Source organism: Olivibacter sp. XZL3, from assembly GCF_004368405.1.
Taxonomy (GTDB): Bacteria; Bacteroidota; Bacteroidia; order Sphingobacteriales; family Sphingobacteriaceae; genus Olivibacter.
Genome location: NZ_SBJH01000064.1, coordinates 80,051 through 93,040 on the forward strand (window position 1 = coordinate 80,051; position 12,990 = coordinate 93,040).

The window sequence follows — 12,990 nt, forward strand, 5'->3', positions numbered from 1 at the left end:
AATATTTACTTATTCCAAGACTCCTTTTCCAGCAGCTCCATTTGCCATATGATTTGCTCCTCTGTAATCGGATAAGGTTTGCCTTTCCGTATCTGCTCATAAACAGCATTGAACAATCCTTTATAATTGCCCTTTAGCGCCTCTTTATAAAAAATCTGCTTTTGATTATTGTCGTCTATGAGTGTTAACAAGCCCTCCTGTCCTACTGCCTCTAACCCGAACTTCTCGTCAGTAGGCCACATACCTTCATCCAATTGTTGTTCTTGTACATCGGCACGGTTTTTCTGGAATGATCCTTTTGTACCATGGATTACATAAGCAGGCAAAGGCTGTGCTACCAACAAGCTTGCATGCACAAAAACTGTAAGTCCTCGATCGTAGCTTAGTATAAAAGTGAAACAGTCGTCCACTTCTGACTGCTCACGGTGAATGCCGGTTAGCTTCATGCTGTCTTTCGGCTTACCAAACAGTGAGATAACCTGATCGAGCAAATGTGGACCTAAGTCATACGTCAACCCACTCGCCGGCTGGTTAATTTCTTTAAACACCTTGGGGCTTTTTTCTCTTCGGTAGCGATCAAATCGGATATGAAACTCTATAATTTCGCCCAATGTTCCACTTTCAACTACTCTTTTTACAAGTTTGAAGTCACTGTCCCAACGTCGGTTTTGAAAAACCATTACTTGCTTGCCTTGTTTTCTAGCCAGGTCAAAAAGTTCTCGGACTTCTTGGCTCGTGGCGGCACAGGGTTTTTCAATTAAAACGTGCTTCCCCTTTAACAAAGCCTTTTTAGCATAGTCGAAATGGGTTTGATTGGGCGTATTCACTATAACCAACTCAATCTCTTCGTCATCCAATAGCGAATCGACGGTATCATAACTGATGATATCAGGATATCTCTGTTGTGCGTTTTTCTTACTTCTCTCAACAACCGCTTTGAATTTGAAGCGGGAGTTCGTTTCAAGAAAAGGGGCATGAAATATTCTTCCGGACATACCATAAGAAAGTATGCCAGTTACAACTGGATGTTTTGACATAGTACTTATAAGTTTTATTGTCTATTGGTAAAACGCTGATGCGTAAAAATAGTTTTCTTTGACAAAAGACAAGTTCATAATATTAATAGCAGTCGTCCGTTTGTTAGGGCAAGAGATAACCGCTAACTCGACCATCTGCTAAAACGGAGAAATGTACCGATAAGCAGCCTATGTTTATACGCCGCAGCGGTATTGCGATGAAGCAAGAGATCTATTAGCAAATAGATCCTCCGCTTCATCACATTATGGCCGAACAACCGGATAACGCTAATTCGACAAGTTCTTATTTTTATCGATAAAGCCTAAAGCAAAGCTTTCGTCTCTTCCATCGTTTTCTCAAGAGTCGAGAGCGTTTCCTCTGCATACTTTCTGGCAGGCACCTTGGTGTTATACTTCGCCGTTTCAAATTGATGAATAATTGCCTCTTGATTATGCAAGGTATGTTGGAGGAACTCCTTTTCCAGCACGTTCGCTTGAGCAGAATCCAAACCAGCGGGTAACTCGAATGCGTGCATTGCAGGGAAAGGAATCAAAACGTCGGCGTTTGTTGCCAATTCCTCTATCTTAGTCATCACTTCTGTATACTGTGCACTTAAATTTGCCGCCAAGGATTTTACATTAGCATTCCCCCCCTTTTGCGAAATAACGTTGGCAAATCCGATTTGTTCATTTGCTAGCTGGTATACCGTCCGGTAGAACTGGTATTCTTCTGTATCCGCTTCGGTCGTGTTTGTGTAATATAATTCCGCTCTCGTTTTGTGTTCACCAACACTTGTGCAGGAACTCATGGATAAAACACATGCAAAAGCTGACAAGCCAAATAAAGCGATCTTCTTATTCATTTCAATTCAATTTATATATGTACAGTTTTATTCAACAAACCTAAGATAAAAAATTCCTTTTATCAATTTTATGTGCAAATCCGCCATAGGCAAGATCAATGCTTATACCAAATTCCGTCCCGCATTTACAATGCCATATACGGTCCGGGTAAGCAATTTACCATAAATCTCGTAGTTGGGGTCGTCCGTGCTCATACCATTCAGTTTTTTAATTGCGTAATGTTGAATAATAACCAAAGGTAATACGATTTTCTCTCTGGTAGCGATCGACTTTCTCTCAACCGGCGACCTTTCCATCAGGACGCGTGTTCCGGTTAACTTTAAAAAGTAATTTGAAGTCAGCTCAAACTCTTCGCGAAGCATATTCCAAAAAGCACCGAACTTCTCATCATCTTTCAAATAGGCCGTGATGTTGAAGTTGGATTTCGTCATCGACATAATACTGTTGTCGATAATTGTTTTGAACATGCCGGATGTGTTGTAAAGTTCTTGTACCTGATCCCACTGGCCCGAGTCTTCCGCATTCTTAAGCGCCGTCCCGACGCCATAACAGCCCGGTACACTTTGCTTTAACTGACTCCAGGCTGTAACAAAACTGATCGCCCGCAAATCCTCGAGGCGAAGCTCTGAATTTGAATTTCTCTTCACCGGCCTACTGCTGATATTCAATGATGAAAGAAATTTGAGTGGGCTGAGTTCCTCCAAATACTTTAAGAATAAGGGGTGATGTCTCAGCTCCATAAACTTGTTATAACTTGCCTCTGCCATTCGATCTATCACCTCTTTCTTTTCGCTACTAAGTGTATCACCGGGTTTCGTCTTTATTCCAGACGTTATACCAGCATTGAGAAGTTGTTCAATATTATAATGAGCGGTATCGAAAGAGCCGTACTGACTGCTGATGGTTTGCCCTTGTATGGTCAATTGAATATGGTCGTTGGCTATTTCATTCCCCATAGACGCATAAAACCGTTGGGTCTTTCCGCCGCCTCTTGCAGGTGGCCCTCCTCGACCATCGAAAAACGTTAAGTCAATATCATACTTACGGGCCATGGCAGTAAGTTCAATTTTTGCTTTGTAAATCGACCAGTTAGCCATTAAGTATCCGCCGTCTTTTGTGCTATCGGAAAAACCGAGCATAATAGTCTGTTTATTTCCGCGATATTTTAAATGAGCTTGGTATGCTTCATGGCTATAGAGGATTTCCATAACATGCGCCGCTCGCTTCAGGTCGTCAACGGTTTCAAATAAGGGCACAAAGTCGATAGCCAACGATTCTTTTTTCCAACCGTTCCACAGGAATAGCTCCATGAGGCAAAGGATATCGGAAGCTTGCTGACAATTACTAATAATGAATCGATTACAGGCTTTCGGACCGCCTGACTCTTGAATCTTTTTAACATAGCGAATAGTGTCTACCATATCCGATATCAATGGGTCCTCCACATCGGCAGTTAAGTCGGCTTCCTGAAAGCGAAAAGATTTAATCTTCTCTTCTTCACTCAAGTCCTCAAAGTCCACATTGATACCGGTCTCTACCGGATTATTTTTATAAAGGTACTGATAGGTTTTACGGAGAATGCTGCTATCTTGACGAATGTCCAAACTCGAAAAATAAGTTCCAAAGATTTTCACTTTGCGTAAGAGATCGTCCACGAGGTCAACAAAAAGCCCATCGTGGTAGTCGGTAAGCACCCTTTTTACTTCTCCTAAATTAAAAATAATTGAATCTTTTACGTTCGCGGGGTTTTCTTGCGGATTAAAACTGTTCTCATAGAAAAGGTCTTGCAAAGCCGACATATATTTTTCTACCCCCTTAAAAGTGATCCGCCGTTTCATCACCCTAAAGTCTCGGTAATAGCACCTGAACAATATGGTTCTCAGTAGAGTTGACACCTCCTTTGTACTCGCTGTCGTCACGTTCGGATTTCCGTCACGATCGCCTCCGGGCCAAAATCCCAGTTCGACAATTTGCTTTTCCTCTCCTTCATGAATGCCATTGGCGTCAAAGTCATTATCAATCATGCATTGGATATCGGAAACAACCGGATAAAACACATGCTCTAGAAACCAGGCCAAACTGCGCGCCTCATCTACCGGCGTTGGCTTACTTTTTTGCAGAAATGGCGTTTTACCTAATTGTTGTAACAACAAATGGATATCATTGATATCGTTGTTTTTAAGAGCCACCGTGAGATCGGTAATGATACCCAACACTTCGCCGGGGTAAAATTGAGTCGGGTGAGCCGTTAGCACTAGCCTGAGCGAAAAATCTTTCAGTCGGTTAACTATCTTCTCGCGCAATACGGGATTATTCTCAGCCCGTTTAAACAGCGATTCCAGGGAGCCAGCATCGTCGCCCCTGCCGGTTTTCGAAAAGGCAGCGTCTTCTATTGCGTCGAACAATACGACTTGCCTTTCGATATATTGGATAATTCTAAAAAGCAAATCGAAGCGATCTGCTTTATGAATATATTGTTCATACTGTCCAAAAAAGCTCTCAATTATTTCTTCCGGATCCATTTTATCAACCACTCCTTTTTCAATATGGGTAGAAAAAAAAGGCAGTAAAGTTCCGGTATGTTTGACTTGATAAAATGGCAATGTTAAAAAAAGACTGTTATAAAGCTCAAAGCGTGTTAACACTTCGTTTTCATAAACAGCTTCTTTCTGACTTAGTTTCATAAATACGCCCTCAAAGATTAATACATGGTTAAAACGAATACGTTATTGTTTTCTTAACAATACGGCACAAAATACAAATAAATACAAAAAAATCTATCTACCACTACAATTTAACAACCAATCGTCCATTTATTATAGCATTTTTAATTTAAATGACTATCGAAGATATCACCTAAAATTAGTAGATAAGGAGCAAAGGAGTTGAAAATGTATCGCCATCCGTCTATTGAGTAGCACGAAGAAGGCGTTTTCAGCACGGCAAATCCAGCGCCAGTTGGATCCAATCTGCGCTTTTTGTTAACGACATTTTGTTATACGAAAGAAGTCGGCTAGATTTTTGTATATTCGTCAATAAATCCAACATAACTTGGGGAAATCTTTCATATTTAATATTCTGATTTTTTCTAGTGAAACAAACACAAGCTATTAAGACGTTTTTGTATAGTCAGTATTTTGCTGACGGTTTACGCATTGCTTTTGGCGCAATCGTTCCGGCGGTAATCTTTTATTATCTAGGCGATATAAAAACGGGTATAGCGGTTTCCTTAGGAGCGGTGATCACCAGTATTGTGGATACCCCCGGCCCTACGCAAGATAGAAGAAATGCGATGCTGGTGTTGGTGGGAATGATCTTTTTGATTTCCTTTCTCACAAAATCGATCATCTCTTCCGATCTGGCAATCGCCATACTTTTGTCCCTGCTCAGTTTCTCTATGAGCATGATCGCTGTTTACGGTACAAGAGCAGCCTCGCTAGGCACCGCTTCCATTTTAGTGATGATCCTGAATATGGATGATTTAAGAACGACCTCAGACAGCTCTTTTCTTCATGCCCTATACGCGACAATCGGTGGGGCCTGGTATATGCTGTTAAGTCTTACGTTAACCCAGTTTCGACCATTCCGTCTGTCGCAGCAAGCTTTAGCGGAGTGTATGCAGGACACGGCTGCATACCTAAGATTAAAGGCCAATTTTTACGATATACAGGTAGACAGTGAAAAAAACTACCAAAAGCTAATCGATCAACAGGTAATTGTTCATCAACACCAAGATACCGTTAGGGAATTGCTTTTTAAGAGCAAAGCGATCGTGAAAGACACCACCACGCTGGGGAGGACTTTGGTTATTATATTTACAGACATGGTTGATATATTTGAACGGACCATGGCAACCCATTACGATTATACCGCTATCCGAAATAACTTCGGGGATACAGATGCACTTCGGGCCTTTAGGATAACCATCAACCGCTTAGCGAATGAAATGGACAATCTTGCCTATCATATAAACGCCAACCGCCGCCCTAAAAAGATATATGATTTTGAGTCCGACCTGGAGCATATAAAAGCAGCCATCGATAAAGCGGAAAACCTGGGTAAAAACACGGTGATCCTTAAAAAGATATTGGTCAATATCCGCGACTTGACCAGCAAAGTCAATAATATATATCAATACTTTGATGCTCGGACCGCCCCGTTTAATACGAATGAAACCGACTTAAATAAATTTCTTTCTCACCAATCCTTTAACCCGAAGATCTTCAGAGACAATTTGACCTTGAGCTCTTCCACTTTCCGCCATGCGGTGCGAATGGTTGTCGTCATGATCGTCGCCTTTCTTATTTCAAAGACGATTCCATTCGGAAATCACAGTTACTGGATCTTAATGACGGTTTTAGTCATTCTCAAACCGGGATGGAGTTTAACTAAGCAACGTAACTACCAGCGTATGTCGGGAACCATTATTGGTGGCTTAGCGGGTATAGGCATTCTATTAAGTGTGGATCAGGAACTGATTCGATTTGCCTTTTTAATGGTATTTATGGTTTTGGCTTACAGCTTTATCCGTATCAATTATATTTTAGGCGTTATGTTCCTCACGCCCTATCTTCTATTGCTGTATAGTTTTCTCGGCGCAAGCACTTTTGAAATTCTCCAAGAACGTGTGATTGACACCGTTGCGGGTAGCCTGTTGGCTTTCGCTTCAAGCTACGTGATCTTTCCGAGCTGGGAAAGCAACAATGTACAAACCAGTATGCGGAAGCTCTTAATTGCCAACTATAACTACTTGGCTAAAGCGCTGGAATATATCGCCGGCATAAGCGTAAGCGAAACAGACTATAAGTTAGTAAGGAAAGAAGTATATGTGAATATGGCGAACATGACTTCAATCTTTCAACGGATGATCACAGAACCTAAAAGCAAACAAAAGAATGCTAAGGATCTAAACAAATTCTTAATATACAACCATATACTCTCTTCTTACTCAGTAGCATTGGTAGCAGTTGTTGCTAATGCCCGTCAGCAATCACTGGCAGCCGAACATGTGAGGTTAACGCGGAAAGCCCTTAAACAGCTTGCGCAAACTATTCTACAATTCAAAGCAAACGAAGAAGACGAACCTTTTAATGAAGTAGATATTAAAACAGCAGTTGCCTTACCTGAAGTGCCGGGGGAAAATGAAGAAACGAAATTGATAACCGAACAAATTTCGTTTGTTAGTAAAATCACGCAGGACTTGAACAAAATATGTGAACGTATGGATTTGCTGAAAGAGACTGTTGATGCTGGCTGATTTATTGCTTTTTTTCTTCACCAGCTTTGCCCAAGACACCTGCAACCTTATCGGCCACTCTCGTAATATCTGTTTTCAGTCCGACATACAGCGATAGGACATTTAATGGCCTCGATTGTATTTTAGAGAAAGAATGCAATAGGCCCGCATCGACGTAAACAAAAAAGCTATTTAGCTTATAATCCGCACCGGCACTTATTCTGGCTCCAGCCATTATTTTGCTATCAAAATCGTTTTTAATAACTCCATTAGGCCTTAAGGTGGCCCTTGGTTCAAAAAACATCCCTACTGAAGGGCCTGCTGTCAAATAAGCATTTAATTTTCGAAACTGTCTACGCGTGCCGATTGCCAAGTTCACATTATAAAAGGAAGCACGTCCATTTTCAACTAGGTAAGACGATTTTTCATGTAACTCACGCTGATTGTAACCAAAAGACCAATAATCGATTGAAGGATAAAGTACATAATGCCTATTAGGTAATGAAATATCCATGCCCCAGCTACCCGCAAGTCGCGTTGTCAGAATTTCGCGTGCCTGTCCCAAAGGAACACCGATCCCTAGGCTCCCGCTCACAATGTAGACTTTACCACTATGGATGGTGTCTGTATAGTTATCTACTTGACTGTTTTGCCTATCTTTGGTAGTTAATCGAAATGTTTCTTGTTGTGCCGAAACATGCACTAGAAAAATTAAGCTGCTCAGTAGTGTAAGCATTATCGTTCTGCTCATATCCTCGTTGTTTTCTTATCCGATGTATCATTAGCACACCACCAGTCGCCCTACACAAGCCAATAAGCAACTGACAACCAACATGTTGTATCAACATTTAGCATAAGAAAAACACGCAAGCAGCGAAAATGTTTAAACGCTACAGATAATTTAAGCTATTAGGACCTTGGTTAAATAATAAATCCACAATACTCAAATTGGGAAGAAATCCATGCTTCGGATCAAACACCTGAAAATAAGGCCTGAAATGCCGATCAGTTGACAATTGTTTAGGATGAATGGTTGACCTAAAATCATGTACGCCGGTATACTCTTTTTGGTAAGACGCGGTAAACGCCAGCTCTTTTTTCATCTTTAATAAACGCAGCAGCAAAGTCAACAGCTCGGTGTTAAAGTCGAATAAAAACGTATACTTCTTTTTATAAAAGGGAGCAAAGTCGTCTTCATAATATTCAAAATAAGCGGATCGTCTATAAGAAGTTTGTAAGGTCATCCAATGAAGGCGTTGCCAGTCGCTCTCATAACTGATCCTAACGTCCTTTACCACTGTATGCACTTTCGCGCCCTTCATAACCGGGACGATTAAATCCAATTTACCATTAGGCGAATAGATGCTGGCTCTATTTCTGTATGTCTGCTTAGGAAAGTTTTCAAATTTCTCGATCAGTATAGTTTCGCCGTTTACGTGATACATTTCGGCGATCGCTTCAATAGGCGGCAAATAAAAGCAAGGGAACAGTTTATCCGTCTTGTCCATGGGCAAATAGAATTAAACTGCGAAAATACATATTCACGGATAAATAAAGCAGCGCGGGAGCTAAAAAGTGTCAGCCTGTGTCGACATGAGCGATTAACTTCATAAAAAATTACTTTTCAAGACAAAGAAATCAGATATTTGCAGACTTAGATTATTGAGATCGGCTGTGAAGGATAATCTATTAAGAAGCAACTTTAACGCGATTAAGCTTGGCCAAGATAAAATGAACATTGGAAATCGGATCATCTCTTTCTTTTTATTCATGATTTCATTGCTTCCATTTTGGGCATTATATTGCTTAAGTGATCTGCTGTTTTTTCTGTTATACTATGTGATCGGTTATCGGAAAAAAGTAGTATATGAAAACTTAAGGAATTCGTTTCCAAATAAAACGAATGAAGAAATCGAGAAAATTGCTAAGAAATTCTTTATTTTCCTTGCAGATATGATTGTTGAAACCATTAAAATGAGAACGATCACCGCGGACGAAGTAAAGAAAAGGATTGTTGTTCATGCAACGCAGGAAGTCTATCGGCATTTAGAACAAGGACGGCCCGTTATCGGCACAACTGGACATTATAGCAATTGGGAACTAGGTATCCATCGATTATCGTTGATGCTTAACGACCCATTACTAATTATCTATAAGCCACTTAGCAATAAAGGCTTTGAGAAAATATTTAACCGAATGCGATCGCGGTTTAATGCGCGGATGGTTCCAATGAAACAGACACTAAGAGAAATTATTGCTTGTAAAAACATGCCCCATATGAGTATGTTTCTTTCCGATCAGACGCCTGCACGATCAGAATCTAACTATTTCGCGCCTTTTTTAGGCCAAGAAACGCTCATGTTTCTAGGCATGGAAAAAATAGCGAGAGCCACTAACTTTCCCGTCGTCTATTGCCATATCAATCGATTAAAACGGGGGTATTACGAATGCACGTTCGAAACGCTGTTTGAGGCGCCCGCATCTACCGCGGATTATGAAATTACATTAGCTTACAATAAGCACCTGGAAAAAATCATACACGATAAGCCCGAGCATTGGCTATGGTCGCACCGTAGATGGAAACACACTCCTACCGCATGAACAAAAAAGTAGCCGTGGTCATCCTAAATTGGAATGGGAAAGACTATTTAGAGAAATTTCTGCCTTCAGTATGCGGAAGCAGTTATCCCCATTTGGAAATTGTAATTGGCGACAATGGTTCGACCGATGATTCTGTTTCATTCATAGAAAAGGAATACCCTTTCTTAAGGCTTATTAAAAACGCGAACAACTTCGGCTTTGCAGATGGATACAACCGCGTACTTGAACAGGTCGAAGCGGATTATTTCATACTATTGAATTCGGATGTACAGGTAGAGGGAAACTGGATAGAGCCCATTATCGAGCTTATGGAAACCGATGAAAGTATCGGCGCCGCACAGCCTAAAATACGATCCTATCAAGATAAGAGCAAATTTGAACATGCAGGTGCCGCTGGCGGATTTATTGACTGGCTAGGCTATCCTTTTTGTGCCGGCCGCATGCTGGAAAAAACCGAAATAGATGAAGGTCAATATAATGAAGCAAAAGAGATTTTTTGGGCCAGCGGAGCGGCCTTCTTCATTAGAAGCGAAGCATGGAAAAAAGTGAAGGGCTTTGATAAAGATTTCTTTGCTCATATGGAGGAAATAGATTTATGTTGGCGTTTAAAGCAAGTTGGGTACAGAATATATTATTGTCCGACATCAACAGTATACCACGTGGGCGGGGGTACATTAAACAAAGAAAACCCATTCAAAACCTACCTTAATTTCCGAAATAACCTAGTGATGCTCCAAAAGAACCTTCCTTTAGCTCAAGCGATACTTATCATATTTATCCGGTTTTGGCTGGACTTTATAGCCTTACTACGTTTTTTTTATGAAGGAAAAAGAAAAGACGCCTTAGCTGTTAGCAAGGCCCATGTAAGCTTTTGTAGAAACTTTAGAAAAAATGCCCAAAAAAGAAAGCCAAACCCTCCGAAGGCTGTTGACTCCGGTATTTATAAAGCAAGCATTATTTGGGCTTACTTTATATTACGGAAGCAGAAGTTCAGTCAGTTAAACAAAAAAAAGTTTAAAGAACATAAAACAAAAAAAATGAACAGCAGTTTATAATGTAACCTTTTATAATCGCCTTATGAAGAAATTATCTTGTATTTTATCGTTTTGCTTGTGTTTTTCCTTGGTTTATGGACAAACGACTTCACTTGCTGGCGCTTGGCAACTAAAAAAAGAAAACTTGCACCATACTTTAGTTCTCGTTGACAACTATTTATCCTATAGTGTATATAATATTGAAGATAAAAAATTTGTAAATACATGGGGCGGTCCATACAAGCCCGCCAAGCAGGCCGATCACTTTGAAGTGACCATTGAATACAATGCGTTAAAGCCGGAAGAGGTCCAGAAAAAACACGCGTATCAATTCAATGTGGCAGAGGAGGTGCTCGATATTAACGTCACAGGAGAAGTAGAGAAATGGCAGAGGTTAGATAATAACGACGCGCCCTTGGCCGGCGTTTGGCGGATTACCAACAGAAAAGTGGACGACAAATTACAGGAAATGCCTTTAAGAGATCGCAGAACATTAAAGATACTTAGTGGAACCCGGTTTCAATGGGTGGCAATCAATATAAAAACGGGCGAATTTTCTGGCACAGGCGGCGGTACATACACCTTCTCGAACGGTAAATATACCGAAAATATCGATTTTTTCTCCAGGGACGGAAGCCGCGTAGGGACGGCACTGGCTTTTGACGGTAAACTGGAAGAAGGAAAATGGCATCACAGCGGATTAAGCTCCAAAGGAGATCCTATTTACGAAATATGGAGCCGTATGTATCAGTAATCGGGAGCTGATTGATCCCTAGGTAAAGCTTTGTATGGCCAAGCGGTAACCGTTAAGTCCGAAACCGCATAGAACGCCTTTACAATTTTTAGCCAAATAAGAATGATGCCTAAAGGGCTCCCTTGCATAAACGTTTGAAATATGCACCTCGATAACGGGCGTCTGTATTGAAGCTATAGCATCTCCTATAGCTATCGACGTATGCGTGTACGCTCCTGCGTTCAAGACAATGCCGTCATACGAAAAGCCGACTTCATGGAGTTTATCGATAATGTCTCCCTCATGATTACTTTGAAAGTAAGAAAGATCAATGGAGGAAAAATGTTCCTTTAACTCTTCAAAGTAACTATCGAAACCTGTATTTCCGTATACAGCAGGTTCTCTTACCCCCAATAAGTTCAAATTAGGCCCGTTAATGATCAGAATTCTCATTCGAATAAATTGTTTTTATTTCTTTTTCAACTGCAGCTATGCAACTTTCATTTATTAACAATAGTTTTGCATCATGCTTGCCGGTGTGTACTTTGCGACAAAGATAGTGTTTTTCGCCCATAAAGTGTATCCGGCTTTATCGGTCGGACGTCCGCAATGGTAGTATGGACGCCGATGACAAACAACACCTTTTAATTCGCAAACACCATGGGGCCAATAGGCATTTTTGATTCCGGTTACGGAGGACTTACGGTTTTTAAGGAGATCAGCAACTTACTTCCTCAGTACGATTATATTTACCTAGGCGATAATGCACGGGTGCCCTATGGCACCCGCTCTTATGATACGGTTTATCAGTATACCCTTGAATGCGTAAACCACTTGTTTGATATGGGCTGCCATCTGGTCATTTTAGCATGCAATACAGCCTCTGCAAAAGCCTTGAGAAGCATCCAGCAGAAGGACCTGCCCCAGCGTCGCGATAGACGAAATGTGCTCGGTGTCATCCGGCCCACTACAGAGCTTATCGACCGTTTCACAACAAGCAAACATGTCGGCATTTTGGCCACCTCGGGAACTGTCAATTCACAATCTTATGTATTGGAAATTTTAAAATTTTTCCCGGCCATCAGCGTTTATCAGGAGGCATGCCCCATGTGGGTACCGCTTGTAGAAAATAATGAAATGGCTTCAGCCGGTGCCCGCTATTTCGTGAAGCAACATATAGATCGGCTCTTCCAACAATCAAACGCGATTGATGCCGTCATTTTGGCCTGCACACATTATCCGCTGTTACTTCCGTTAATTAAAGAATTTATTCCGAAGCACGTACAAGTCATATCCCAAGGGAATATTGTAGCACATAGCCTAGCGGATTACCTCACTCGCCATAGAGAGATGGAAAGCCTTTGTACAAAAGGGGGCAACAAACAATTCTTTACGACAGAGAGTATAGAAAATTTCAATGAAAAGGCAGGTCTCTTTTACGGATCAAAGGTAGAAGCACAGCATCTCGATTTAATGAACAAAGGCGTTAGCTGTCGCAAGATTTGA

General features: G+C 41.0%; 11 protein-coding genes. 5 read left to right on the forward strand and 6 right to left on the reverse strand.

Annotated features, from left to right (window positions below):
* Window positions 1–5 precede the first annotated feature (5 nt).
* From EPX21_RS14115 to EPX21_RS14125, 3 genes are all read right to left on the reverse strand, one after another.
* Window positions 6–1,037, reverse strand: coding sequence for a Gfo/Idh/MocA family oxidoreductase (locus EPX21_RS14115; protein ID WP_134090331.1), 1,032 nt, complete (start codon window positions 1,035–1,037; stop codon window positions 6–8).
* Between the two features lie 302 nt (window positions 1,038–1,339).
* Window positions 1,340–1,879: a DUF4142 domain-containing protein gene (locus EPX21_RS14120; protein ID WP_134090332.1), complete on the reverse strand. Its 540-nt coding sequence runs from the start codon at window positions 1,877–1,879 to the stop codon at window positions 1,340–1,342.
* 102 nt (window positions 1,880–1,981) lie between these two features.
* Window positions 1,982–4,564 (reverse strand): phosphoenolpyruvate carboxylase, encoded by a 2,583-nt coding sequence (locus tag EPX21_RS14125; RefSeq protein WP_134090333.1) that lies wholly within the window; start codon window positions 4,562–4,564, stop codon window positions 1,982–1,984.
* A 407-nt stretch (window positions 4,565–4,971) separates the two neighbouring features.
* Between EPX21_RS14125 and EPX21_RS14130 the strand changes: the two genes are divergently transcribed.
* Window positions 4,972–7,137 carry an FUSC family membrane protein gene (locus EPX21_RS14130; RefSeq protein WP_134090334.1) on the forward strand — a complete coding sequence of 722 codons (2,166 nt, stop codon included), beginning with the start codon at window positions 4,972–4,974 and terminating at the stop codon, window positions 7,135–7,137.
* Window position 7,138: 1 nt separating this feature from the next.
* Here the strand turns inward: EPX21_RS14130 and EPX21_RS14135 are convergent, their stop codons facing one another.
* Together EPX21_RS14135 and EPX21_RS14140 are read right to left on the reverse strand one after the other, a co-directional pair.
* On the reverse strand, window positions 7,139–7,867 hold the full coding sequence (locus EPX21_RS14135) for a hypothetical protein (protein WP_134090335.1): 729 nt from the start codon (window positions 7,865–7,867) through the stop codon (window positions 7,139–7,141).
* A gap of 139 nt (window positions 7,868–8,006) precedes the next feature.
* Entirely contained in the window at window positions 8,007–8,624 is a 618-nt protein-coding gene (locus EPX21_RS14140) for a WbqC family protein (RefSeq protein WP_134090336.1), read from the reverse strand.
* Window positions 8,625–8,847: 223 nt separating this feature from the next.
* On the opposite strand from EPX21_RS14140, the gene EPX21_RS14145 reads away from it, so the two are divergent.
* Genes EPX21_RS14145 through EPX21_RS22930 form a run of 3 tightly spaced genes read left to right on the forward strand, consistent with a single transcriptional unit; the run spans window position 8,848 to window position 11,505 of the window.
* Window positions 8,848–9,717 carry a lysophospholipid acyltransferase family protein gene (locus tag EPX21_RS14145; RefSeq protein ID WP_134090337.1) on the forward strand — a complete coding sequence of 290 codons (870 nt, stop codon included), beginning with the start codon at window positions 8,848–8,850 and terminating at the stop codon, window positions 9,715–9,717.
* Complete coding sequence (locus EPX21_RS14150) at window positions 9,714–10,772, forward strand: glycosyltransferase family 2 protein (protein ID WP_134090338.1); 1,059 nt, start codon at window positions 9,714–9,716, stop codon at window positions 10,770–10,772. Before EPX21_RS14145 ends, EPX21_RS14150 begins: the two co-directional genes overlap by 4 nt.
* Before the next feature lie 22 nt (window positions 10,773–10,794).
* Window positions 10,795–11,505 carry a hypothetical protein gene (locus EPX21_RS22930; RefSeq protein WP_206106077.1) on the forward strand — a complete coding sequence of 237 codons (711 nt, stop codon included), beginning with the start codon at window positions 10,795–10,797 and terminating at the stop codon, window positions 11,503–11,505.
* 18 nt (window positions 11,506–11,523) lie between these two features.
* Here EPX21_RS22930 and aroQ read toward each other — a convergent pair whose 3' ends face one another.
* Window positions 11,524–11,937: a type II 3-dehydroquinate dehydratase gene (gene aroQ, locus EPX21_RS14160; RefSeq protein WP_134090339.1), complete on the reverse strand. Its 414-nt coding sequence runs from the start codon at window positions 11,935–11,937 to the stop codon at window positions 11,524–11,526.
* A gap of 207 nt (window positions 11,938–12,144) precedes the next feature.
* On the opposite strand from aroQ, the gene murI reads away from it, so the two are divergent.
* Window positions 12,145–12,990, forward strand: coding sequence for a glutamate racemase (murI, locus tag EPX21_RS14165; RefSeq protein WP_134090340.1), 846 nt, complete (start codon window positions 12,145–12,147; stop codon window positions 12,988–12,990).